Here is a 24,203-nt window from a genome sequence, read left to right on the forward strand (position 1 = left end):
GCTCAGAGGTCGATCTTCCTCAACATTTCGCCGCGATTGCGCTGTCGCTGCAGTCTCCAGCTGAGCATGCTCGAGTCATAACTTCGGCGGAAATTCAAAACTGCCCAGAGCGCAGACGCCATCGTCACAATCCCGACGAGGAGAGCGAGCGCGCGCGCTTGTGCTGCGGTCACGGTGCCCGCCGCGGCAAGAGCGACACAGCCGCCCAGCACCCCCATCCCGAGAACGGCGCCGAAGGGATACAAGATCCCGTCGAGAAAGGCGCTCACCCGGCCCCGCCGCTCATCCGGCACCAGCCCCTGAAACGACTTGCGCGCCGGCAGCTCGACGCGCTGGAGGACGACACGGCAGAGGAAATTGCCGACGACCACCGGCCACAGCCCCGGCAGAAGCAGCGCCAGCAGCATTGCCAGCAGCAGGGTCGCCGGCATGATCGCGAACACCCCCTTAAACCCCAGCCGAGCGAGATAGGGGGTTGCAACCAACTGGAGCAGAACAATCGTGACGAGGGTAACGACCTTGAACAGCCCATAAAACGACTGCAGAGCGCTTGGATCGGAAAACGCGGTCTGCACATCGTTCAGGAACACGTATTCGATCGTGGTATAGCCTGCTGAGATCCCGAGCACGATCAGGCCGAGGAAGCGGAAGGCCGGCACCTCACGCAGAAAGGCGATCCCCTCCCGGAGCGTGTCGACCACCCCACCGAGGTTGCCCGCTTGGCGCGAGCGGACGCCGACCGCCCGAAACCACGGGGGCAACGCAAGCCCGAGCAGTAGGCCGAGCGCGACATTGAGCAGCAGCGTAGGCGCGGGACCGGCGAGGCCGACAACGGCCAGTCCGGCGGCAGCGAAATTGCCGGCCATCCCGCCGACTAACCCGACAATGACCAGCACCGGGAAGAGCCGCCGCGACTCGTTCACTGCGAAAGCATCGTTGCCGAAGGTCCAGAGCGCGAGCGGCAGCAACGCCATGTGCTGGACGATGACGACGTAGTAGACGAGAAAGCTGAGCAGCGGGGGCGCATCGACCGCGAACAGCAGCCAGACCACGCCATAGCAGGCCGCCCCTAGGAACGCCGCCGCCACGATCAACTGGCTGCGCTGCACCCGGTCGACGATGAGCGAGTAGGCGGTGGAGGTAAGCAGCACCGACAGCATGCCCCCCGCCCAAACCCAGAGAAGATTGGTCATTCCGACTTGGCTGAGCAGCCCGGAGGTCGCCGCCACTTCGTTCGACTGGAGCATGAAGGTGAAGGCGAAGAGGAGAAAGGCAAGGAGCAAGAACGGACCGCGCTCTTCCCGCGCCATCTGCGTTCCGATCATCGCGTAACCTGCAGACTGCGGGCCGCCGCCGCTCCTATACTGGCGACCGAGGCAATTCTCCGAGCAAGCAGTTCCGTCATCTCTATCCTGCGTTCAGGAGGCGAATTGTTCGGGCCCACCCTTCTCGGGCGGCGCGTCGTGCTCGGACAGCCGAGACACGAGTTCATCCCCGTCTACCTCCGCTGGCTTGCCGATATGCAGGTGACCCAATTTCTCCCCTATCGTCATCCACCGTCGGCCAAAATGGAAGAGGAATGGATCGAGTCCATGGCAAAAAGCCAACACGATGTTGTCTGGACGGTCCTGCTCGAAGAGCGGCTGGTTGGAATGGTGGGGCTGCATCAAATCGACTGGATGAACCGCAACTGCATCCAAGGCGTGATGCTCGGCGAGCGCGAAACCTGGAATGGCGGCATCGGGAGCGATGCGGTGCTGCTCACCTTGCGCTACGCCTTTCTTGAGCTCGGGCTGGAAAAAGTCAAAGGGTATGTCGCGCTTCCGAACCGCGCCAGTTTGAAGATGGCGATGCGATGCGGCTATCGGGAAGTCGGGGTTTACCGCCGAGAGTGGTATCGCGGCGGGCAATGGATGGACCGCTGGGTGGGCGAAGTGCTGCGCGATGAGTGGATCGCCGAGTTCTGCGGCGGCGAGGGACAGTAGCCTCCAGCACGAGTCGTGCGGTACGATTACAAGAGAACGCCAGCGTAGCTCAGCGGTAGAGCAGGGGACTCATAAGCCCTTGGCCGGGGGTTCGAATCCCTCCGCTGGCACCATTTCTCCCGCCGCCCCCGCGCGAACTGGCCCCGCTGACTGCTGCCAGTAATGACGCTCAGACTGCGGGGTCCTCCGCTCCCGTGCCTTGCTATCCGACCCGGTAGGCGTTGCCGCAGGTGCAGCTGTTGCGCGTCGCCCACTTATCGCCCTTGATTTTGGGACTGTCTGCGGCGCGCATTCGATCCTGAGAGGCAGCCGAAAGCTGTTCGGATAGCCTGCCTCAGCGAGCAGCCGCCGCGCCAGCAGCGGGTCGTAAGGAGTCGGCTCGGTGTCTGGGTTCAAAACCGAACTCGCCGACTGGCTGGGCGTAGCTCCTGCATAGGTCGTTGGCCACCACCTCCTTGTTGAGGGCATAGTTCAGCGCTCGCTGCACCCGCCGGTCGGTCAGCAGCGAGTTGCGCCCCCGCTCCTCCCACTGCGAGATCGGGGCGAAGTTGTTCTCCGTCATCAGGGGAAGAATGACCAGCCCTGCCCGCTTCAGCTGCTCAGCTTGATCCGAGTTGAGACGGAGCGCGCGCGGCAAGCGCCAGCGCAGCAGCTAGAGAAGCTGCTCGCGACCTCGGGTGCTCCAGAAAGAGCGAGAGCGTGCCCATCGGCAGGCGCCTGCTTGGAGAGCGGTGCTCGCATTTCCGCTCGGCGCGCAGCGGGGACGCCGCAGCCTGAGAGCGCGCGGATCGCTTCCCGCTATTGCTGGCCCTTTCGCAGCGGGCGTATACTCGAAGCGCGCTTGTTCCATGCTTCACAAAGCGCGACGCGCCCAACCGGAGGATGCAGATGTCAGGCGCCGACGCGGCCGAACTGGCTGCCTTGCTCGAGCCATTCGAAGGACAAAAAGGGGCGACGCTCGACGCCCTCAAGCAGGTGCAAGCCCACTTCGGCTACATCCCGAACGAAGCGATCGACGCCGTCGCCAAAACGCTTGGCGTCTCGCGCAACACCGTTTTCGGGGTGATCACCTACTACGAGTTCCTGAAACGAGAGCCGCCCGCCCAGCATACGATCCGCTTCTGCATGGGGACAACGTGCGATGCTCTCGGCGGCCGGGATGTCCTGCGTGAGATCTCTCGGATCCTCGGCATTCGTCCTTTCGAGACGACCCCGGACGGCGCTTGGCATCTCGAGCGGCTTCCCTGCTTCGGGACCTGCTCGCTTGCCCCGATGATGCAGATCGATGGCGAAGCGCATACGTTCCTGACCGTCGAGAAGGTGCGCCAGATCTTCGCGGACCATCTATCCGGCGAGCCTGCGCCGATCGCGGGTGACGGCAAGCCTGCTCCCACGGAGCAGCTCATCAAGGAGCTTGGATCATGACCCTATCTTTTGCTGAGATGGTTGAGCGCGCCAAGCGGCGCTGGGAGCAGCGGCAAAACCCAGGCAAGCCGGTGGTCCTTGTCAACATGGGAACGAGCGCCCTCTACGCCGGCGCCCGGCGGGTCAAAGCGGCGTTCGCTGAGGCATGCCGCGAGGCCGGAGTTGAGGTCGAGTTTCGGACCGTCGGCGGCTACGGCTTCTCCTTCCTCGAGCCCCAGCTTGACATCATCAAGCCGGGCCGGCCGCGGATCATGTACGGTCCCCTCACTCCCGAGACAGCGCGCGCGCTCGCCCAGAGCTACCTTGTCGACGACGACCCACGCCCCGACCTCGCATTTGTCGCCTTCGCCGACGCCCCCTATCGCGGCATCCCCTGCACCGCGCAGCATCCGCTCTTCACAAAGCAGAAGCGCCTGACGATGGCACTCGCTGGGACCGTCACGCCCGACGACATCGATGACTACCTCGCCAACGGCGGCTACGCTGGGCTCGCCAAGGCGCTGACAATGGACCCTGACGAGATCATTGACTGGGTCACCAAGGCCGGCTTGCGCGGCTGCGGCGGGGCTGCCTTTCCCACAGGCGTCAAATGGCGCTTCAACCGCGCCCCCGCCGAGGAGAAATACTTCCTCTGCAACGCTGACGAGGGGAACGCGGGCACCTTCAAAGACCGCCTCCTTATGGAAGGCGTCCCCCATCAGCTCATCGAAGGGATGATCATCGGCGCCTACGCCCAGCGCATTCCCTACGGCTATATCTACATCCGCGACGAGTACCCGCTGGCAGCGCATCTCCTCTCGGAGGCGATCAAGCAGGCCTACGAGTATGGCCTGCTTGGCGACAATATTCTCGGCTCCGGCTATTCGTTCCATCTCGGCATCAAGGAAGGCGCGGGCGCCTATCTCTGCGGTGAAGAGAGCGCCATGATCGCTTCGGTCGAGGGCTCCCGCGGGATGCCGCGCGCCCGCCCTCCTTTCCCCGCCCAGGCCGGGGTGTGGCTGAAGCCGACGACAGTCAACAACGTCGAGACGATCGCGAACGTTCCGAACATCATCCGCAACGGCTGGGAAGCGTATGCGGCGATCGGGACGGAGAAGAGCAAAGGGGTCCGCGTCTTGACCCTCTCGGGCGCCTGCGAGCGGCCGGGCGGCTACGAGGTGCCGTTCGGGATGACGTTCCGCGAGCTGATCGTCGACCTCGCCGGCGGCGACCCGGCCAAGATCAAGGCCGTTCAGATGGGCGGCCCCGCGACCGACATTCGGCCGATCGACTACATTCTCGACTTGCCGATCGCGCTCGACGAACTGCGGCCGCACGATACCGGCATCGGCTCAGGAGGGCTCGTCCTCATCCCGCACTCGACGTCGATCCCGGAGCTGGTGAAGTATCTCGCCGAGTTCCTGCGCGATGAGTCGTGCGGCAAATGTTTCCCGTGCCGCTACGGCACTCAACGCCAGTACGAGTTGATGGAGTGGATCTGCGCCGGCGCCGGCAGCCCGCTCGATATCCGCGAGCTCGAAAAGCTGATGCCGACCCTACAATACGGGTCGCTCTGCGGCCATGGCCAAGTGGCGCACCAGCCTGTCAAATACGCCTTGCTCCATTTCCGCAACGAGTTCGATGCGCTGCTCGCGCGCTAAGACCGGCCCAGCCGGCGGAGGACGACGATGCCCAAGGTTCGGGCAGATGCCAAGCCAATCACGCTAACGATCGATGGCTACGAGGTCACTGTCCCCGAAGGGACAACCGTGCTCGACGCCGCAAAAGCGGCCGGCATCTTTATCCCCTACCTCTGCGCCCATCCGGCGCTTCGCCCTTGGGGCGCCTGCCGAATGTGCATGGTCGAGATTGAGAACATGCGGGGCGTCCCCACAGCCTGCAATACGCCGGTCGCGCCGAACATGGTCGTTCACACCAACACGCCGCAGGTGCTCACGCTCCGCCGCAACGTGATGGAGCTGATCCTGACCGAGCACCCCATCGGCTGCCTCTCCTGCCACAAGCGCGACCAGTGCGGCCCGCAGGAGACTTGTCTCCGCTCGGTTGCGGTCGACTTCCGCTGCGTCACCTGCCCGGCGAACTACCGCTGCGAGCTGCAGATGAACTGCGATTACGTCGGGCTGGATGAGATCGCGATGCCAGTGCGGACGAAGAATATCCCCCTCCGCACCGACCCGCTCATTGCGCTCGACTGGAACCTCTGCATTGTCTGCGGACGCTGCGTGCGCGTCTGCGACGAAGTGCGCGCCCAGTCGGTCTACGCGATCATCGACCGCGCCGGCAAAACGATGATCGACACCGCCGAAGGCGCCTCGCTCGAAGAGGCAGGCTGCATCTTCTGCGGCGCGTGCATCGATGTCTGTCCGGTCGGCGCAATCGAGGAGCGGCGCAACCGCTTCGCCGGCGTCGCCGACAGCACGACCGAATCGGTCTGCCACTACTGCTCGGACGGCTGTGTCTTCCGGCTCGAGCAGAAGCGCGGCACGCTGATCCGAGTTGGCCCCGTCTGGGAGGCCGAGGTCAACGGCGGCCAATACTGCATCAAGGGCCGCTTTGCCACCGCCGAGCCGATCGCCAGTCCCGCCCGCCTCGTAACACCCCTCATCCGCAAGAACGGCCGGCTGGTCGACGCCTCATGGAGTGAAGCGCTCGACCTCGTCGCCCGCGAGTTCGGCGCGCGCATCGGCGGGCAGATCGGAGTCATCGGCTCGGTGCGGACGACGAACGAGGCGAGCTACCTCCTCCAGAAGCTCGCCCGCCTCGTGCTCCGCACCCCCCACATCGATACTCCCGCCCGGCTCAGTGACGCCGCCGGCCTGCTCGGCATGTACCGCGTGCTCGGCGCCGGCGCGTCCACCACCCTCCACGACGCGATCAACGAAACGCGCTGCATTCTGCTCGTCGGCAACAACCTGAGCCATACCAGCCCGATCACGGCGATGAAACTGCTGCAGGCAATCCGGCCCCAAGTGCAGGTGCCGCAGAACACGGGCTATTTCAGCTATCTGCCGGACACGAGTGTCCGCGAAGCTCCTCGGCCGAAAGTGATCGTGATCGACCCGCGCGCCATTGAGCCGACGCGCTATGCCGACCTTTGGCTCCGGCCGAAGCCGGGCACCGACCGTGTCGTGCTCGGCGCGATGCTGAAACTGATCCTCGACGAAGGTCTTGCCGCTCTCGGCGCGAGCACCGCGAGCGTGCGCGGGGTCGATGACCTACGGGAGTCGCTCGCGCCGTTCACGCTGGCGGAAGCCGAGCGGCTGAGCGGGGTGCCGGCTGAACAGATCGCCCAGGCGGCACGGCTCTATGCCACGAGCGGGCCGGCGCTCGCGATCTTCGGCCGCGGTCTCACCCAGCAGCGCGACGGCGTCGCAGCGGTCGCAGCGCTCTGCGCGCTCGCCGTCCTCACCGGCAACATCGGCAAGCCGAACGCCGGGATCCTTTTCCCGGTCGGCGCGAACAACACCCGCGGGGCCTTCGACCTCGGTCTGCTTCCGGAATTCCTCCCCGGCTATGCCCCGGCCGACGACGAGGCAGCGCGCCAACGCCTCGAAGCGATGTGGGGAGGCCCCATCGCCGCCAGCGGCGGGCTCACCCTGCAGGAGCAGTTGGACGCCGCCCGCGAGAAGCGGCTGACCGCGATGTATATTGTGGGCGCAAACCCCGCGCAGTCCGCCGCCGAAGGACCCCGGGTGCGCGAGGCGCTCGACGCGCTCGAGTTCCTCGTTGTTCAGGACCTCTATCTGACGGAGACGGCGAAACTGGCCGACGTTGTGCTGCCGGCCGCCTCATTCGCCGAACAGGACGGCACCTTTACCAACGCCGAGCGGCGCGTCCAGCGCATCCGCAAGGCGATCGCGCCCCTCGGCAGCAGCCGGCCAGACTGGGAGATCATCGCCGAACTCGCCGCCCGCCTCGGCTCGCCCGCCTTCCCGTACGTCCATCCGACCGAGATCTTTGACGAGATCGCCCGCGTCTCTCCCCTCCACGCCGGCATGAGCTACGACCGGCTGGACGATGGTCCTCTTCCTTGGCCGTGTCCGAGCGCCGATGCCCCGGGCGCAGAGGTGCTGTTCACCGCGGAATCGAGCTTCACGCTGCACCCGCTCGATCCGCCCCAGGCAGTCGATGCTCCCGCCGGGTATCCGCTCCTGCTGGGGCTGACAAGCAGCTTCCAGCATTTCGGGACCGGCGTCCAAACTCGCCTTGTCAAGCAGTTCGCCCATTTCCAGAACGAGGAGCGGCTTGAACTGAATCCAGACGATGCTGCCGCTGCCGGCATCGTCGACGGCGCGGCCGTTCTCATCACGACACCGTACGGTGTCGCCCGGGCGCGAGCGACGGTCACGTCGCTTCAGCCGCCCGGCACGGCGGCGGTGACGATCAACTTCCCTGAGAGCGGCGTTAACGGCCTCTTCGGGCCTGAGCGTGACCCCGCGGCCAAGAGCCCGGTGTTCAAGGCGGTTCCGGCGCGCATCAGCGCCGCCTAACCGCTCCTACGAAGGTCCTATCAGGCCGGTCGCTTTCGGGCCGCATCGTGCCGGATGCTGCTCCTTGACGGGTCAAGGAGCAGAAAGGCAGCCTGCTCCCATGGTATACTGTGGCGAAATTGCCATCACCGCTGGAGCACGAAGCGCTGGATAGCCTGGAAATTGGCCGCCTCGCCGTTGAGGCTGCCGTCGATAAGCACGCAAGCAATATTGTCATGCTCGATGTCCGCAAGGTCGTCAACATTGCGGACTACTTCGTGATCTGTACCGCCGAGACGGCCCGCCAAATCAACGCCGTTGTTGAAGGAATTGAAGAAGCCTTTGTCCGTGCTGGCATTGGCCGACGGCGGCGCGAAGGAGAAACGGAGTCGGGGTGGGTGCTGCTTGACTACGGCGACGTGATCGTCCACGTCTTCGCTCCCGCCGAGCGCGATTACTATCGGCTTGAGCGGCTGTGGCGCGACGCGCCTCCGGTCGTGCAGATTCAGTAAGAAAGGAGAACGCGTGGAGGCCAAAGACGTCACCCGCGCATTCGCGATCGGCATCCTCGTTGGGGCGTTCGGCGGCCTCGTCCTCGGCTCGATTGCAGCGCTTGGGGTTGGGCCGCATCTTGCCAACCTGATCAGCCAGCTCTTCTTCCGCCGGCAGCGCCAATTGCGATTTGACCTCTTCCTGCAGTAGCCCTCACCACGCTGGGGCGACGCCGTCCGGCAGCCGCAGGATCCACGGGTCGGTCGCCCGGCGGTAGTCGAGGATCTCGCTCTCCGAGAAGAAGAGCGCGATCTCCCGTGCTGCGCTTTCTGGGCCGTCGGAGGCATGAACCAGATTGCGCTCCGTCTCCACCCCGAAGTCGCCGCGGATCGTGCCCGGCGCAGCCTCCAAGGGGTTGGTTTTGCCGAGCATGGCGCGCACTGTCGCGATGGCGCCGGGTCCCTCCAGCACCGCGGCGACAACAGGACCAGCCGTAATGTAGGCGATGAGGGTCGGATAAAACGGCTTGCCGACATGCTCGGCATAATGCCGCTCGGCGAGGTCACGGCTCACCCGCAGCAGCTTCAGGCCGACGATTTTGAACCCCCGCCGCTCGAAGCGTTCCAAGATTGGGCCGATCAACCCGCGCTGCACGCCATCGGGCTTGACAAGAACGAGAGTACGTTCCACTCGCGATCCTTTCGTATCGTACTCGGGTTCAGTTGTGGGGCACGCTGCAGCTGCCCGAAGAGGCGTTGCGCCGGCGCTCCTCTGCTTCGGGACAGCGGCCCAATCATATCGGCCCGCCGCCGCTGCGGCGACCGGGCTCCCCTCCCGCGCCAGTGGCCAGCAGAGCGCCCCTGCGCTACGATCGCGCTCAGACGCGATTGTCCCCGGAGGCGCTGTGCCCGGTCTCACTATTCTCGCTGTTCTTGCTCATCCGGATGACGAAGGCGTGTGCGCGGGAACGCTCGTTAAGAACGTCCGCCTCGGCGGCCGGTCGATCCTGATTTGCGCCACGCGCGGCGAGGTCGGCGAGATCAGCGACCCTGCGCTCGCCACCCCAGAGACCCTCGGCGAAGTGCGTGAGCGTGAACTGCGCGAAGCGTGCGCAATCCTCGGGATCGACCCGCCGATTTTCCTCGGCTACCGCGACTCCGGCATGGAAGGCACTGAGCCCAACCACGACCCGCGCGCCTTCATCAACGGCGACCGGAGCGAGATGCTGCAGCGGTTGGTGCGCGAGGTGCGGCGCCTCCGTCCCGACCTCATCATCACGTTCGAGCCGTTCGGCATTTACGGTCATCCCGACCACCGGCTCGTCTCCCAGCTTGCGACGGATGCCTTCGCCGAAGCCGGAACGCCGGAGCTGTTTCCTGAGGAAGGCGACCCCTGGCAGCCCGCGAAGCTGTATTACGCTACCTTCGTGCGGGAATGGTTTCAGCGGTGGATCGAGTCGCGCCGGCGCGACGGCGAAGACGCGCCGCCATCTCGCCGCGCACTCGGCACGCCCGAAGCGGAGATCACGACCTTTGTCGACATTAGTGACGTGCTCGAGATCAAACGCCGGGCACTACAGGCCCACCGCACCCAGCTCCGCCCGGACGGCGCGTGGAATCGCGAGTGGAGCGAGGAGCAGAAGCGGCTGTTTGGTATCGAGGCGTTCATTCGCGCCGCGCCGCCGCTCGCTCCGGGCGAGCGGGACGAGATCTTCGCTCCTGTCTCCTCAGCGGCGTGAGCCCGGTCGCTGACCGCGGGAGCGAGTGACCACGCTCTCCTTCCGGTCGCTCCTCGGCGCTGTTGCTCTTCTCCTTGCGGGCGGGTTCGTCTTCTGGGCGGCCGTCACTGCGGAGCGCCCACTCTGGCCGGAGCCTGCCAGTCCGACCAGCTATCCTCGCGGCGTGTGGATGCTCCAGCCGGGGATGTCCTTCGACACGCCGCTGGACCCTCGCGGCGAACGCTGGCACGGGCTTGAGATCCGGCTCGGCGACGGCGCGAGCGGCACCCTCGACTACACGATCCTCGACGGCGAGACGCCGCGCGCTGCCGGCCGCCTCGTAGCGGACGGCGCGTCTGCGCTCTTTCTCCCCGTTGAGGTTGCGCCGGAGGACGGCGCGCTCCGTCTTCGCCTGAGCCGGCCGGCAGACAGCCCTCCCCTCGCGGTCCGAGTTCAGCACCGAGATGACCCCCCTCTCGCTGTCTACCAGTGGTTTCGGCGGTGGACATGGCGCGAGATCGCGGCCGCCGCGCTGAGCGGGCTCGGTCGGCACGCTCTGCTCGCCGGCGCCACCATCGTCTGGCTGCTCGCGCCCGGCTGGCTCCTCTGGCGCTGGATCGGCTGCCCGCTCAGCGGCCGATCCAGCGTCAATGGGGTCGCTGTGCTCGCGCTCTGGACCGCGCTCTCCGCCGCCCTGCTGACTGTCCTTGGCGCCCTCTGGAGCTTCGGTCCGTGGCGTCTCCCCACCGACCTCGCTACTCTTGCGCTGCGCGGCGTCGCCTTCGCTCTGGCAGCGCTTGGCGCGGTCGCGCTCGCGCGGTGGGCGTGGGAGCGCATTCCCCGCCGCCGACCGGTCGGCTGGGGACGCCGCCGGCTGCGCGATGGCTCCTTCGCGCTTGTCATTGTGGCAGCGGCCGTCGTTACCACGCGTCTCGGCGCGCTCGTCGGCATCGGCGGCGCGCCTGGGGTCGATTCGACCTCGATCACCGATTTCGCGCGCACGATCCAGCAGCGGGGCGCCCTTCTCGACATCTCCCCCGCCGCGATCGCCAACCGCGCCGATTTCTATCACCTGGGGCTCTCGGGACTGGTGGCGCTCGTGAGCGGGACCGCCGCTGCGCCGCTCGACTGGAGCTTGCTCGCGGTCGGGCAAGCGCTGCAGGTTGCCGCGCTGTTCGGCGTCGTTCTCCTTGTGCGCCAGTGGGGTGGCGGCGCATGGCCGGCAGCAGCGGCCCTTTTTGTCACAGGGCTCGTTCTGCCGCTTCCAGGCTTTGTGCTCGCTTGGTCACGCTTCACCCAGATCGCGGGGCTGGCCATCCTTCCTGCTCTCTTCGCGGTCGCGACATGGACGCTCGCAGCAGCACGACCGGCTCGCTTCGCAATCGCGCTCGCGCTGCTCGGGGGCGGGCTTGCGCTGACGCACTACCGCGCTCTTGCCTTCGCCGTCAGCGCCGCGCCGGCGCTGCTGCTCTTCCCGCCGCCGCGCTTGCCGGTCCGACGGCGCAACATCGGGGTCGCGCTGCTCGCCGGGGGAGGCGCAGTGCTCCTCCTCGCGCCGTGGCTGGTTGGCGTGGTTGCAACGTTCTGGATCCCCGCGGTTGCCGAGGGTCCCGCCGGACCGCAGGAGTTCCCCGCCTGGACCCTTCAGTACGACGGCACGGATTGGGTCTTGGCCGCCCTCTGTTTCGCCAGCGGCGCGGCGCTCCTGCTCGGCCGGAACCTCACGGTCGCTCGGCCGCTGCTGCCGATCGGCTGGGCAGCGGGAGTGCTCGCCCTTTTTACCTGGTTCGGCGTCGCCGGCCTTCGGCTCGGGCTCGCGGTCAACCCCCTCTCAGCAGCGATCGCCTACTACCTTCCGGTCGGGCTTTGGGCAGCGTGGACGGTCGCTGCGCTCGGCGCGCTCCGTCTCGGCACCGCGGTCCTCGCCCCGGCAGCGACACTCGCACTCCTCGGCCTCACATTTCTGACGGCAGCCCGGCCCGGGACGCTGGGAGCGCGGCTTGGCGACCTCCTCTTCTACAACGACGCCGACCGGCGTGCCCTAGCGTGGGCAGCGCAGCATCTCCCTCCCGGGGCGCGGATCGCCAACAACGGGGAGCCCTGGGCCTATTCGCTCTACGTCGGCGTCGACGGCGGCTATTGGATTCGTATTGTCACCGGCCGCGAGTCGCTTGTGCCGCCGCTCAGCTACTCGTTTCGGTCCTCGGCCGAGGTACTCGCCCGCAATGCGACGATTGCAGAGGCGCTTCGGCTGGCGAGCCAGCCAGAAGCGCTTGTGGCCTTCCTTCGCCAGGACGGCTGGACGCATCTCTACCTCGGCAGACGCGGCGGCGCGATCGATCCCGCGGCGATCGCCCGCCAGCCCGGGGTCCTCCTTCTCTATGAGCGCGAGGGGGTAACGATTTGGGCGCTTGGTCCGTAGACAAGCGCCCAGCGCGCGGCGTATCCTGAGCCCATTCGTAAGACCGCAGAAACCGGAAGGGCTGATGACGACGAAGATAGTCGATGTCCACCGTCACCTTTGGGATGTAGGCTGGTTCCCGCCGACGCACCTGCGCCAAACTGCCGAGGCGAATGCCTACTCGGTCTACCCCCCCAAGAACGTTGACGAGGTGTTGGAACGGATCAAGCGCGCCCCGACGATGGACCCTACCTGCGACGGCGCAATGCGGGAGCAGGAGCAGTACGGGATCGACGTGGGAATTATCCAGACGCTGGACTGGGGCCTTGCCTACGGACCGGAAGAAGACGCGCCGGTGCCCGTGGAGGAGATCAACCGCATTACCCTCCGAAATGCCGCCAAGTACAAGGGGCGCCTCTACGCCATGGCAGGGATCGATCCTCGCCGGCCGCGGGCAGTGAAGCTGTTCGAAGAGATGGTCGTTGAGCACGGCGCGGTGGGCCTGAAGGTGTACCCGCCGTGCGGCTTCCAGCCGAACGACGAGATCTGCTGGCCGATGTACAAGAAGGCGATCGAGCTCGATGTTCCGGTGCTGATCCACACCGGCGGGGCTGGGAAGTCGAGCCGGACGCGCTGGACTTGGCCTGAGTGGGTGGAAGAGGTGGCCGTTATGTTCCCCGAACTGCGGGTGATCATGGGCCACACTAATTTGCAGGGCCCCTTCGAGACCGGCGCCTATTGGCGGGGGCTGACAGCGGCGCGCAACAAACCGAACATCTATCTCGATCTCTGCGACTGGCAGGTGCTGGGCGCGGTGAAGGATGAGAACATCCCGGAACTGCTGCGGGTCATCCGTGTCTTCCTCGACACCGTCGGGCCGTACCGCATCGTGTGGGGCACCGACCTGCCGCAAACGGGCGTCGGCCGGCGCCGCCAGCAGGAGACCCAGCGGTGGACCGACATCTTCAAGAACCTGCCCGAGTGGGGCGAGCGCTACGGCATCCGCTTCACGGAGGAGGAGCGCGACGGCATCTGTCACCTCGCCGCGATGCGCTGCTTCTCGAACATCGACTGGTCGGAGACCCCGCTAGCGGACGTGCAGCGGCGCTGGTAGGTCGACGCTGTTCCCTCCGCCGACGATTCCGAGGCGCCGCTGGCTGTTGACGTCGTAGAGGCCGACAACGATGCGGTAGTCGCCCGGCGGCGCAGTCGTTGGGAGTGTAAGCTCATACGGCACGCGGAACCGGCGTCCCGCCTTCCACCGAGATGTCCCGAACCAATCTTCGGTCGGCTGCTTGTCCAGCTGAGTCCAGCGCTCTCCATCTGGACCGATCAGGTGGATGAACAGCACGACATCCTGCGGGACGTCGATCAGCGCTCGCCACCAGAGCGTCACCGTGACGGTCTCGCCGGCACGGAGCGTCGTCGGCGTCACGTCTGCCCCATCGAGCGCGATCCGGCGCGCGAAATTGACCTCCAGCGGGAATGTCGGCGCGATTGGGACGACGCGGCGGCGCAAGACGAGGATATTGTCGCGGTCGAAGATCGTCTCGAAATCCGGGTTCAAAAGAAACTGCTGCAGTTCGCGGTCGTAGTCGTCCTCAGGATTAGAGAGCGGATACTTATTCCCCTCGAGGTCGAGCAGGACGTAGTCCGCCCCGGCAAACACCGGCGCGTCCGGGAACATATAAATCTGGCGCCGCTGCGAGACATGAGGCACAAGGTCGGTCTGGGCGAGCAGGCTGGCATCGCGCGGAATAAGCGCGATCGCCTCGCGGATAACCGGCGCGCGCGGGTTGGGCGCGAACCGCTCCGGGTCGTAGCTGCGCGCCGGCGGCCCCGGCGCGATCAGGTAGTAGGCCGCTCCAGACGCGCCAAGAAGCGCCGTGACCCCGCCTGCGAGGAGCCGGGGCGAGCGCATCCCAAGCCGATGCAGCGCCTGAGCCGCGCCAAATGCGAGAAACGGCAGGAGCAGGACGCTGTAATGCTTCTCGATGAAGGCAAAGGGGAATTCAGGACTGAGCAGATGATAGCCGAGCGTCGGCAGCGCCATCAGGCTGGCGAGGCCAGCGAAGGGCAGCAGCGCAAACGGCACCGTCAGGTGACCGACATAAGCGGCCTTCTCTGCCGTGAAGAGCCCCGGGATAAGCTGAAGGAAGCGCTCAACTGACACTGCCGCCTCGCCGCCCGGCGCGCCGGTATCAAAGTAGCGGCGGAGGTAGTAGTACTGCCCCTCTGGATTGAAGAGCGGCACGAGCAGAAAGATAACGACGACAAAGGTGACCGCTCCTGTTGTCGCGACGAGAAGGCCAGTTCGCTTGAAGCGCGTGAACAGCAGGGTCCACGCCCCCACCGCCGCAACAACCAGCCCCATCTCCTCTTTGATCAGCAGGATTGGGAGCAGGGAAGCAGTGAAGGCGCCCGGCCGGCCGAGCAGCAGGAAGCGCAGGGCAAGCGCGATCAGCGGCGGCGCGAAGACGATGTCGTGAAAGTCGAAGAGTGCCGTAAACGCATTGCCCGGATGCAGGAGATAGGCGACGCCGAGCGCAAGACCGGCCGCTGCGCACTTCAGCAGCCGCGCCGCGAGATAGCCCAGCGGAAGAGCTGCCGCCGGCAGCGCGAACGCCTGGAGAATGAGCAGCGCTCGCGGGTCGGGCCAGACCCAGTAGATCGGCGCGAGCAGCAGCAAGCCGAGTGAGAAATGGTCCCCGAGAAAGTGGGGGAGAAAATGCATGATCGAGTTCTCGAACAGCCGCCCTTGGCTCGTGTTCCAGATCACTTGGTCGTAGATCCCAAGGTCATAGGCGTGGGTCCGAAAGGCGTCGTGCTTGGCGACCGACAGCCAGGCGTAGAGAGCGCCCCAGCCCGCAGCAAGCACCGGCAGGAGATGGATCGACCAGGTGGGCAGCCGCAGCCACGGGGCGAGCAGCCAGCCAGCGACGCCAAGCCCCCCCGCGACGGCCAGCGCCAGCGCGAAATCAGCAAAGACGCTCATCGCCGCACCACTCCTACACTCCCTGCGGCCGACTTCCCATCGACGGTCGCCATCAGGCGCACGTGATAGTCGCCATCCTCCAGCCAAGGAGGAAGATCAAGGTCAAGCTCATCGACGAATCGGTCGCCCGCCCGCCACTGCTCGACGAGATGCCAGCTCCCAAGTCCGCGGTCTGCAGCGACGACGACCCGTCCCGCAGGGTCGAGCAGTTCGATGCGCGCCGCCGCCGTCCGCGCCCGCGCCTCTGCCGTCCACGCAAGCAGCAGCGCGAGCGACCCCCCGCTCGCCGCCTGCTCGGGAGGATACTGCTCGATGCGGACCCCATCGAGGCGCAACGCGCCGGGGATGGCAAGCTCCGCCTGCGTCATCCCCTTCGGCGGCCACACTCCGCCCGTCACGCGAAGTGGTCCGACAGTGACCATGCCTCGCTCGCTCACGATCGCCGCTCTACTGCGACGCTCCAGCAGCGCGATTTCGACTCGAAGATAATCGGGCGCGTCGAGCGTATGCGGGACACGGAAATAATGGTGGTCGGCGAGCACGGTGCCGGCCGCGTGCTGGTCGAACGTGGTGCTGCCGGCTGCAGGATAGCTGCGCACCTCCGCCACCGGACGAAAGTCGCGGGCGAGCACGCGCAGCTGCACGGCGAGATCGCTGTCGACCGGCCGGTCGACACGCCACCACAGCCAGAGCGTCGCGACCTCGCCCGGCACGACGCGCTCCGGCGCGAAGCGGTAGCCGACCAGCTCAAGGCCGGGAGAGAACGGTGCGCGGATGTTCTCGGGAACCGGCCCCGGCGGCGGGAGAGGAGCGGCGTAGGCAGGACGGATAACTGCCCACGGGGCAGCGGCGGCAAGAGCGCCGAGGCTTGCGACAACGAGCAAGGGGAGGGCAAGCCGGCGGCGCGGCAGGAGACCGGCAAGCCCGCTGACGAGCAGGATCGCGAACGGCACAAGCGCAGGAAACCAGAGCCGGCCTTGGCCGCCGTGCTCAAACGCCGCAATCCAGCGTCCCAGCGCGACGGCGAATGCGGCACACCAGCTGAGGAGAAGCAGCGCCGCACGCGGCTGCGGCGTCACCCCGTCGTTCTGCAGAGCAGGGCGACGCCGCAGCCGGAGGAGCCAGCCGGCAAGCCCCAGCAGCACCACGGCGTCGAAGACGAGGTACGCCCAATCGGGCAGGCCGACGTTTCCCCAGCCGAACAGGGCCCAGCTTGAGTGGCGCAGCGTCAGCAGTTCCGCGGCGATCGCCGCCGGCGAGAGGTCGCGCCGGACAATCGCGTCAGCGAGAACGACAAGCTCTCGCCATGCCAGCGGGTCGCCGTAGAGCGCGAGGTTGCGGACAAACCACCAGCCGCTCAGCGCTGCCGCCGGCACGGCGAGGAGCAGGAGGTCGCGAGCGAGCGAGCGCCCGCGGGCGCGACCTCCCCAGTGCGCCAGCAGCAGCCCTGCCAGCGCCAGCGCCGCGACGATCGCCCCCGACATCTTCGCGAGCGTCGCCAGCCCGCCGGCGATGCCGAGCGCGACCACTCCCGCCGTCGTCACCCCGCGGCGGAGCAGCCGCAGCGACACGTAGACGGCTGCGGCGGCCGCAGCGATGACGGCGTTGTCGCTGTTAGTTACGGCGGAGAGGAAGACGAATTGCGGAAGCGTCGCGATAAATCCGGCGACGAGCAGTGCGGCGCCATCAGCGAGGCCAGCCTCTCGCGCCGCCAGCCCGCCCAAGACGACGGTCACTACGCCGCAGAGCACCGAGGCGAGCCGCGCAAGGTGAACGGCGAGCGTCGGCCCGCGGAACGGCAGCAGCCCGCTCTGTTCATGGATGACGACATTCTTGTTGCCGGGCAGCGAACGGTCGAACTGCTGGAACCAGTTGATCCGCTGCGCCTCGCGGTAGCCGCTCGGGTCGGCAGGGAGCGTGAGCAGGGCCGCGAGCGCGTAGTAGAGCGGCGGATGAAACGCTTGTTGACCGCCCACGGTCGTCGCCGGGTCGCCCGTCATCACCGGCAGAGCAGCGCGCAGGCGGAGATGAAAGACATAGTCGAGATGGATCGTCTCATCCGGCGCTTCGTACGGGGGGATAGCGATGCTGGTCAGCGCGGCGAGGGCGGCAAAGGCGGCCGCCACGAGCGCGAGGCGCAGGTGAACCCTCATCCGGCAATCAGCCGTCCGAAGCGCTCAAAGAAGTCGGGGAACGTTTTGGCGACGCAACGCGGGTCACGGATGACGACGCCGGGCGTCCGGAGGCTGAGGACGGCAAAACTCATCGCCATCCGGTGGTCATCGTAGGTGTCCACCTCGCCGCCGCGCGGCTGCGCCGGCGCGATTGTCCATCCGTCCGGGTGCTCCTCCACCGGCACGCCGAGCTTGCGCAGCTCCGTTGCCATCGCCGCAACTCGGTCGCTCTCTTGCAAGCGCGCGTGGGCAATCCCTCGCACCCGCACCGGCGAGTCGGCAAACGGTGCGATTGCTGCCAGCGTCAGCGCAGTGTCGGAGATTGCCCCGAAATCGGCATCGACCCCGCGAAGTCGTTCCGGGCCGCGCACTGTCACCCCCGCTGCGCCTCGCTCAACGCGGCAGCCCATCCGCTCCAGCACCTCGACAAAGCGAAGGTCGCCCTGAGCCGACGCCTCGCTCAGCCCGGCGACCGTGACCGTGCCGCCCGTCAGCGCGGCGGCGGCGAAGAAGTAGGAGGCGGCCGTGGCGTCGGGCTCGACCCGGAAGTGCCGCCCGCGATAGCGTTGGCCGCCCGGAACAACGATGCGACGATACGCCTCATGCTCGCCGGCAGCGCCGAAGGCGGCCATCACCGCAAGCGTCAGGTCGAGAAACGGCCGGCTGACCAGCTCACCTTCAACCTCGATGACCACTCCGTTCTCGGTCAGCGGCGCCGCCATCATCAACGCCGAGAAATACTGGCTCGAGCGGTTCCCGGGCATGCGGACAGCGCCGCCGCGCAGCCCATTCGCCTCGATCAGGACGGGCGGACAGCCGTTGTCGAACTCGGCGCGCACCGATGCACCCAACTGGCGGAGGCCATCGAGCAGCGGGCCGATCGGCCGTTGACGCATCCGCGGCACGCCATCGACCCGAAAGCGGCCATGGCCGAGCGGCAGGGCGCCGACGAGGAACCGCATCGCTGTCCCGGCGTTGCCGACGAACAGGTCGGCCGCCCGCGCCGGAAACGGTCCCCCCGCGCCGGTGACTACAAACCGCTCGGAAGCAGGGTCCTCGCTGACGGCGCAGCCGAGCGCGCGCAGGGCCGCGCTCAGATAGTGGGTGTCGTCGCTGAAAAGCGCGCCCTCAATCGTCGACTGTCCGTCAGCAAGGCCGGCGATCAGCAGCGCGCGGTTCGTAATGCTCTTCGACCCGGGCAGGTGGACCGTCCCCGAGACCGGCCGCTCCGCCGGCGGGATTGCGATAGCTGCAGGATACGCGGCTGTCACATCCGGATTATCGCCCACCGCGGCGACCGCTGCCGCTACGGGAGAACGGCGAGGGCCGCAAGCGTCGCCGAGCGGTCGGGATTGCCGGGCTCGGCCAGCAGGCGCTCGCCATCGCCGCGGTAGAGGCCGACCCGAATTTGATAGCGTCCTGGCGCGAGCGTCGGCGGCAAGTCCAAGTCGTAGAAGTCGCGGAGATATTCGCCGGGCTGCCAGCGATCAGTCGGGTAGCCGCCAGCCGCCGGCTCGCTATCCTTCTGCGCCGCCAAGGCGCCCTCGGCGTCGACCAGGTGGACAAAGACGGTCAGCCCGGGCGCGGGCGTCCGCGCCCGCCAGTGGAGCGTGAGGCGGAGGCGGCTGCCGGGTCGGGCCGTGCCGGCGAGGTCGTAACCGAGGAGGTCGGCCACGTCGCCAAAGCGGACCGCCACGGGATGCTCGGGATTGGGAAGGCCGCCGCTCCGCGCAATCCGCACTGGACCGAGGAGGAGGTCGGTTCGGTCGCCGCCATCGACACGGAGCCGCTGACCGGTCGCCTCGTCATAGACGCCGATCGACAGCTGGTATTCGCCTGGCGGCGTGCCGGAGAGCAGGACAAGACGGTACTCGTCGATAACGGCCGTGCCGACTGGCCAGCTGGTCGTTGGGAAGCGGTCGTCGACCGGGCGGTTATCCTTGGCAGCGTAGACGTGATAGACCGGATTGACGAGCTGGACAACGACGCGGTAGCTCGCCGCGAGCGGGCGCAGCGCCTCCCAGAACAGCCGAACGCGCACGACCCCGGCCCGGCGCGCCGGATTGTCGGGCGGGTCGGCGACGAGGTCATAGCCGAGCAGCCGGATCTCGCCCCCGAACTCAGCGCGGCGGACGACGCTCGGCGCCGCGCCCGGAGGGAACGGGCGGAGCAGCAGGTAGCGAGCGACGTTGACGCCGTGGAACGCCCTCCCATCGATTTGGATGCCGTCGCGCTCGAGGGTGCGCTGCACAACCCCTCTCGGATCGCTGTAGTAATCCTGCCAGAGCACCAGCCACGCTCGCGGCGCGCCTGCTCCTGCCCGCGTCGTCGCCTCCTCAAGGCGGGGGTCGTCCGGCGGGTGGGGAGCCGGCAGCGCGATCACGGGAGCGTCACCCACGAAGTAGTGCTCGAACGCCTTGAAAGCGTAGCCGGCGTTCAGCAGCACGATGTCGCCGGGCTCGAGGTGGGCTGAGACGTACGCCGCTGCAGCGCGGAAATCGTCGCGAGCGTACGCCGGCTCGTGATAGCGCGCGAGCGCCACCACTGCCGGCCCGGCAACGGCGACTACACCCACGATCCCAAGGGGACGCCACCATCGCGCCAGCCGCGTGACGCCGACCCCGAGCAGGAGCCAGAGTGGCGGAGCGACGACCATCAGGTAGCGCGAGACAAAATCGCGTCCAGTCAGCAGCGGGACGGCGATACCAACGATCGGAACGAGCAGAGCTGGCGCCAGCACCGGCCAGCCGTCGCGCCGCGAGGGGATCAGTCCAACCAGCAGCACAAGGAGCAGCGGCAGCAGCAGGTAGAGGCTGAGGAGATGGTCGGCGGTCGCCAGCCCGTCGCGCACCACTGCCGTCACGCGCTCGAGATGATGGCCGAGCAGCAGCCCAACGGCGCCACGCCAGACAGCCGCGACGAGCGTGAGGTCCCCCGCCGAAGCCGACTGATAGGCGCTCGCCGCGCTGAGACGAACTAGGACGAGCGGGAGGGTGAGAGCTGCCACCGCGGCTTGCGCCGCAGCCCACCCCGCTCGCCATCGTCCTCCGCCGCTCAGCGCTGCGCGGCCAAGCGCCAGCGCCCAGCTGACCGGGATGAAGAGCGCCCCGAAAAAGTGGAGGTGCGCCAGCGCCGTCAGCGAGGCAGCATGGACGATCCACCACCTCCGCCTCCCGTTTGCTGCCTCGAGGAAGCTGCCAAGAGCGAGGATGGCAAGCGGCGGCAGCAGCGCGTACATGCGGATCTCTTGGCCGTAGTAAAGCGCGGCGGGAGAGAGCGCCGCCACGAGCGCGGCAGTTCCCGCGGCGACCGCACTGACAAGCCGCCGGCCCAGCCACCAGATGAGCGGCACCGTCAGCACGCTCGGCAGCAGGCTCGAGAACCGCGCCGCGAAATCGCTCGCGCCGGCAAGGGCGACCCAGCCTTTCAGCAAGAGAAAGTACAGCGGGAGGTGATCTGGCTCCACGCCGGCGACAATCGCGGCAACAGGCTGGCGCGCGTGCCAGAGGCTCCCCGCCTCATCGTTCCAGACACTTTGCGCGGTGAGGGTGGTAACCCGAAGGGCAAAGGCGAGCAGCGTCAGTCCGCAAGGCACAAGCAGGGCGAGCGCCTGCGCCGCGCGCCCCGGCACCGACCGGCCAGGGGGCGGCCGAGAGGCCGGGTCCTCGCGCTGGCCGTCTCCGCTTTGGCGCCGCGCTGCTGGCCGTGCGGAGGGGATGCGTGCGGCGGCGGAGGAAAGCCGGGGGAAGAAAAGCGGAGAACGAGGGGAAGGCTCAGCCACGCGTCCAGCGCGCGACGACTTGGCCGGTCGGCACGCGGAGATGCTCCTGCTCCCGCGTGATGCGGATCTCGTCGTAGAAGCCGGGCTCGCCGAGATCAAGCGCCACCCGCGCGCTCCCCTCGGCGTCCGGGCGGACGCGCTGGCTCTCGTAATAGCGGCCGTTCTTCATGAACCACATCATATAGCGCTCATCGCCCGTCAAGGGCGGCAGCCCGGTGACCGCCACGAGGATTGTCGGCGCGCTTGGACGCTCATAGACTGCCCCGACAATCGCGCCGTCGCCGCTGAAGCGCGAGATGCGGATATCGGGCGCGGTGGCGAACCGAAGCAGCCGGGCGTTTCGATCGGACACCGACTGCGCACTGAAGGCGAACGCGAGCGCGACGAACAGGAGCGCGGAGAGGAGAGCGAGGGAAGCGATGACAATTGCCTGCGAGAGCGGACGGCCAAACACTGTCCGCGCCGGCGCTCCCGTCCTCTCCGGAGCAACAGAGTAGGTCATCGGCCTGTCCAGACGGGACGGCGCTTTTCGAGAAAAGCCCGAACTCCTTCACGAAAATCTTCGCTCAGATAGCAGAAGAAGAGCAAGTCACGGCCGTCGACCGCCCGACGCGCCGCCGCAAGCCGGCGGATTCCTTCTTTGGTCGCCTGCAAGGTGCGGGGCGCATGCCCGGCAAGCTCCCGCGCAAGCGCATCAACGCGGCGGTCAAGGTCATCGGGCCGGGTCACTTCCGTCAAAAAACCGGCGGCGAGCGCCTCTTGGGCGGAGAGCAGCCGTCCGGTGAAGAGGAGCGCCTTGGCATGGGCTGGCCCGATAAGGTCAACCAGCCGCGAGAGGTTGCCCAAGGGGAGGCAGTTGCCGAGCGTGCGGGCGATTGGAATGCCGACCTGGGCATCATCAGCAGCGATGCGCAGGTCGCAGGCAGCGGCCAACGAACAGCCCCCGCCGGTCGCGACGCCGCGGATCTTGGCGATCACCGGCTTGGCGAGCCGCTCCAGCGCATCGAGCATGCCTTCTACCTCCTGCTCATAGGCGAGGACATCCGCCTCGGTGCGCAGGGAAGCGAACTCGGCGATATCCGCCCCCGCCGCAAACGCTTTGTCGCCCGCGCCAGTGAGAACGACGACCCGAATATCAGCGCGCTCATTGAGCGCCTCGAACAGCGCACGCAAGAGCCGATACATCGCGCGGTTCATGGCATTCCGCGCTGCCGGGCGGTTCAGCGTGATTGTGGCAATAGGGCCATCCTCGGCGAGGAGAACCTCGTCGGTCGCCGCGAGCGCATCTGCATTCACTGGTCGTACTCATCCTCGGCCGCCTCTTCAGCGGCGCCGTTCGCTCGAGCAGTATAGCCGGCCCGGCCGACAAACTCGTAGAGCACGTAGCGCCCTGCCTGGTCGACCTTTCGATAGTTCGCCCGGAGCGCTTCCCAGACCGGCGGCGGCATGCAGAGACAGTCGCCGGCGAGCGGGTCGTCATCGCCGAGCAGGATGAGGCGCGGGTAGCGTCCCGCGTCGAGGTCGGCGACCAGCTCGTCCTCCCGCCAGCGCCCTTCGTTCCACAGGATCGAGAAGATGACATACTCAAAGGCGAGGGGCTTGCCGGCGAGCGCCGTGATCGCGAGGTCCTCGCTCAAAACATCCCCTGGCGCTTCGCGGGCCGCTTGGATTGCCCATTCGACCGCGGGACGGTCCGCCGCCGCGAGCGCAGGACCGCGCCGCACTGTTTCAGCGGCCGACGTCGCCGACGGAGCGATGACGAGGAAGACCGCCGCCGCGCCGGCGAGCGCGAACCGCGGCCGAGTTGCGAAGAGCAGCGCGAGGGTCCCGCCCGCGAGCAGGGACGCCGCTGCCAGCGGCTCGAGCCAGTAGTTGAACGAAGCACCGTCTTTGCCAAGCGCCACCACGTTCGGTGTGGTGAAAACGAAGTACAGCTTCCAGAGCAGCCACGAGCGCGGCAGGACGAGGAGCCCGACAAGTCCAGTGATGAAGAGCGGCCCGGCGACGGTCGTCGCCCAGCCGATCCAGTCGAGAACGAGGCTTGCGGAGTAGGGATTCAGGTTCGCCCAGACAATATGGCGGAGAAAATTGCCGCCCGTTGTCCAGTCGAGGGTGAGCACAATCGTCGCGAGCGGGGAAATGAACGCGCCAAAGAAGAGCGCGGCGTCGCGCCAGCGCCGTTCCAGCATCAGCCAAGCAACGATCGCCGCCGGAGCAGCAAGATAGGTCTGTTTCGTCATCACGGAGAGCAGCAGGAGCGCCGCCGCGGGAAGGAGGCGGCCCCGGGCCCCGACGACGAGCCCGGCGAGCGAGAGAGCAAGGGCGAGGCTATCTACCCGATGCAGCCCGATCCACTCGGTCGCGGCAGGCTGCGCGAGGAAGGCGAAGGCTGCCAGCATCCCCCACGCCCACGTCGTTTGGCGCCGCACCGCGAGAGCAATGCAGAACGCTGCAAGCGCGAAGGCCGCCAACGAGAGCAGCCGACCAGGGACGAGCGAAGGACCGGTAAGAGCGGAGAGCAGGGCGACGATCAGGTAGTACAGCGGGGTATAGGCGGTCACGGCATACGGCGGCTGCCCGAGCGGGGGATAGAGGGGCTGGCCGGCGGCAACGGCGAGCGCTTGGGAGAGGACAATCCCTTCGCCGTACAGCGCCTCAGTGGGGCGCATCGCGACAACGACCCCAAGCGCGAGAGTTGCGAGAGCGGGAACCGCTGCGAGCGCAAGCCCCGCCGCGAGAAGAAAGGACCGCCAAGGAGCCGCGA

Annotated in this window: 19 protein-coding genes and 1 tRNA gene; 10 read left to right on the forward strand and 10 right to left on the reverse strand. The window is 67.2% G+C overall.

Annotated elements, in window-relative coordinates:
• Positions 1-2 precede the first annotated feature (2 nt).
• Positions 3-1,325: a hypothetical protein gene (locus NZ773_08615; GenBank protein ID MCS6801987.1), complete on the reverse strand. Its 1,323-nt coding sequence runs from the start codon at positions 1,323-1,325 to the stop codon at positions 3-5.
• Between the two features lie 105 nt (positions 1,326-1,430).
• On the opposite strand from NZ773_08615, the gene NZ773_08620 reads away from it, so the two are divergent.
• A complete protein-coding gene (locus tag NZ773_08620) occupies positions 1,431-1,985 on the forward strand; it encodes a GNAT family N-acetyltransferase (GenBank protein ID MCS6801988.1) in 555 nt (184 codons plus the stop codon).
• Positions 1,986-2,023: 38 nt separating this feature from the next.
• Positions 2,024-2,098, forward strand: a tRNA-Met gene (locus NZ773_08625).
• A gap of 221 nt (positions 2,099-2,319) precedes the next feature.
• Here NZ773_08625 and NZ773_08630 read toward each other — a convergent pair.
• Positions 2,320-2,622 (reverse strand): hypothetical protein, encoded by a 303-nt coding sequence (locus NZ773_08630; protein ID MCS6801989.1) that lies wholly within the window; start codon positions 2,620-2,622, stop codon positions 2,320-2,322.
• Positions 2,623-2,873: 251 nt separating this feature from the next.
• Here NZ773_08630 and NZ773_08635 point away from each other — a divergent pair, with 251 nt between their 5' ends.
• From NZ773_08635 to NZ773_08655, 5 genes are all read left to right on the forward strand, one after another.
• The gene (locus NZ773_08635) at positions 2,874-3,410 is read left to right on the forward strand and encodes an NAD(P)H-dependent oxidoreductase subunit E (protein ID MCS6801990.1); all 537 of its coding nucleotides are present in this window, start codon (positions 2,874-2,876) and stop codon (positions 3,408-3,410) included.
• Entirely contained in the window at positions 3,407-5,050 is a 1,644-nt protein-coding gene (locus tag NZ773_08640; GenBank protein MCS6801991.1) for an NADH-quinone oxidoreductase subunit F, read from the forward strand. Before NZ773_08635 ends, NZ773_08640 begins: the two co-directional genes overlap by 4 nt.
• 27 nt (positions 5,051-5,077) lie before the next feature.
• The gene (locus tag NZ773_08645) at positions 5,078-7,900 is read left to right on the forward strand and encodes a molybdopterin-dependent oxidoreductase (GenBank protein ID MCS6801992.1); all 2,823 of its coding nucleotides are present in this window, start codon (positions 5,078-5,080) and stop codon (positions 7,898-7,900) included.
• A 119-nt stretch (positions 7,901-8,019) separates the two neighbouring features.
• Positions 8,020-8,391, forward strand: a complete 372-nt coding sequence (gene rsfS / locus NZ773_08650) for a ribosome silencing factor (GenBank protein ID MCS6801993.1) — start codon at positions 8,020-8,022, stop codon at positions 8,389-8,391.
• 13 nt (positions 8,392-8,404) lie between these two features.
• Positions 8,405-8,581: a hypothetical protein gene (locus NZ773_08655; GenBank protein MCS6801994.1), complete on the forward strand. Its 177-nt coding sequence runs from the start codon at positions 8,405-8,407 to the stop codon at positions 8,579-8,581.
• Between the two features lie 3 nt (positions 8,582-8,584).
• Here NZ773_08655 and ndk read toward each other — a convergent pair whose 3' ends face one another.
• Positions 8,585-9,061, reverse strand: coding sequence for a nucleoside-diphosphate kinase (gene ndk, locus NZ773_08660; protein MCS6801995.1), 477 nt, complete (start codon positions 9,059-9,061; stop codon positions 8,585-8,587).
• 214 nt (positions 9,062-9,275) lie between these two features.
• Here ndk and NZ773_08665 point away from each other — a divergent pair, with 214 nt between their 5' ends.
• The 3 genes from NZ773_08665 (at position 9,276) to NZ773_08675 (ending at position 13,603) form a co-directional block, all read left to right on the forward strand.
• Positions 9,276-10,109, forward strand: coding sequence for a PIG-L family deacetylase (locus tag NZ773_08665; GenBank protein ID MCS6801996.1), 834 nt, complete (start codon positions 9,276-9,278; stop codon positions 10,107-10,109).
• A 25-nt stretch (positions 10,110-10,134) separates the two neighbouring features.
• A complete protein-coding gene (locus NZ773_08670) occupies positions 10,135-12,510 on the forward strand; it encodes a hypothetical protein (protein MCS6801997.1) in 2,376 nt (791 codons plus the stop codon).
• 64 nt (positions 12,511-12,574) lie between these two features.
• A complete protein-coding gene (locus tag NZ773_08675; protein ID MCS6801998.1) occupies positions 12,575-13,603 on the forward strand; it encodes an amidohydrolase family protein in 1,029 nt (342 codons plus the stop codon).
• Here the strand turns inward: NZ773_08675 and NZ773_08680 are convergent.
• The 7 genes from NZ773_08680 to NZ773_08710 form a co-directional block, all read right to left on the reverse strand.
• Entirely contained in the window at positions 13,577-15,484 is a 1,908-nt protein-coding gene (locus NZ773_08680) for a DUF2079 domain-containing protein (protein MCS6801999.1), read from the reverse strand. The two genes, NZ773_08675 and NZ773_08680, sit on opposite strands and share 27 nt — an antisense overlap.
• On the reverse strand, positions 15,481-17,637 hold the full coding sequence (locus NZ773_08685) for a glycosyltransferase family 39 protein (protein MCS6802000.1): 2,157 nt from the start codon (positions 17,635-17,637) through the stop codon (positions 15,481-15,483). The genes NZ773_08680 and NZ773_08685 overlap by 4 nt, the downstream gene beginning before the upstream one ends.
• Complete coding sequence (gene aroA / locus NZ773_08690; GenBank protein ID MCS6802001.1) at positions 17,634-18,929, reverse strand: 3-phosphoshikimate 1-carboxyvinyltransferase; 1,296 nt, start codon at positions 18,927-18,929, stop codon at positions 17,634-17,636. The genes NZ773_08685 and aroA overlap by 4 nt, the downstream gene beginning before the upstream one ends.
• 35 nt (positions 18,930-18,964) lie before the next feature.
• Positions 18,965-21,289 carry a glycosyltransferase family 39 protein gene (locus NZ773_08695; protein ID MCS6802002.1) on the reverse strand — a complete coding sequence of 775 codons (2,325 nt, stop codon included), beginning with the start codon at positions 21,287-21,289 and terminating at the stop codon, positions 18,965-18,967.
• A 142-nt stretch (positions 21,290-21,431) separates the two neighbouring features.
• Positions 21,432-21,941, reverse strand: a complete 510-nt coding sequence (locus NZ773_08700) for a hypothetical protein (protein ID MCS6802003.1) — start codon at positions 21,939-21,941, stop codon at positions 21,432-21,434.
• Positions 21,938-22,735 carry an enoyl-CoA hydratase gene (locus tag NZ773_08705; GenBank protein MCS6802004.1) on the reverse strand — a complete coding sequence of 266 codons (798 nt, stop codon included), beginning with the start codon at positions 22,733-22,735 and terminating at the stop codon, positions 21,938-21,940. The genes NZ773_08700 and NZ773_08705 overlap by 4 nt, the downstream gene beginning before the upstream one ends.
• The gene (locus NZ773_08710; GenBank protein MCS6802005.1) at positions 22,732-24,108 is read right to left on the reverse strand and encodes a glycosyltransferase 87 family protein; all 1,377 of its coding nucleotides are present in this window, start codon (positions 24,106-24,108) and stop codon (positions 22,732-22,734) included. The genes NZ773_08705 and NZ773_08710 overlap by 4 nt, the downstream gene beginning before the upstream one ends.
• Positions 24,109-24,203 lie beyond the last annotated feature (95 nt).

The sequence above is a fragment of the Dehalococcoidia bacterium genome, from assembly GCA_025054935.1.
GTDB lineage: Bacteria > Chloroflexota > Dehalococcoidia > SpSt-223 > SpSt-223 > JANWZD01.

Excerpts from the sequence above, each read along its gene's own strand:
- NZ773_08685 (MCS6802000.1), bottom strand. The coding sequence starts at position 17,637 with ATGAGGGTTCACCTGCGCCTCGCGCTCGTGGCGGCCGCCTTTGCCGCC.
- NZ773_08635 (MCS6801990.1), top strand. The coding sequence starts at position 2,874 with ATGTCAGGCGCCGACGCGGCCGAACTGGCTGCCTTGCTCGAGCCATTC.
- NZ773_08680 (MCS6801999.1), bottom strand. The coding sequence starts at position 15,484 with ATGAGCGTCTTTGCTGATTTCGCGCTGGCGCTGGCCGTCGCGGGGGGG.
- NZ773_08700 (MCS6802003.1), bottom strand. The coding sequence starts at position 21,941 with ATGACCTACTCTGTTGCTCCGGAGAGGACGGGAGCGCCGGCGCGGACA.
- NZ773_08615 (MCS6801987.1), bottom strand. The coding sequence starts at position 1,325 with ATGATCGGAACGCAGATGGCGCGGGAAGAGCGCGGTCCGTTCTTGCTC.
- NZ773_08640 (MCS6801991.1), top strand. The coding sequence starts at position 3,407 with ATGACCCTATCTTTTGCTGAGATGGTTGAGCGCGCCAAGCGGCGCTGG.
- NZ773_08645 (MCS6801992.1), top strand. The coding sequence starts at position 5,078 with ATGCCCAAGGTTCGGGCAGATGCCAAGCCAATCACGCTAACGATCGAT.
- NZ773_08710 (MCS6802005.1), bottom strand. The coding sequence starts at position 24,108 with ATGCGCCCCACTGAGGCGCTGTACGGCGAAGGGATTGTCCTCTCCCAA.
- NZ773_08675 (MCS6801998.1), top strand. The coding sequence starts at position 12,575 with ATGACGACGAAGATAGTCGATGTCCACCGTCACCTTTGGGATGTAGGC.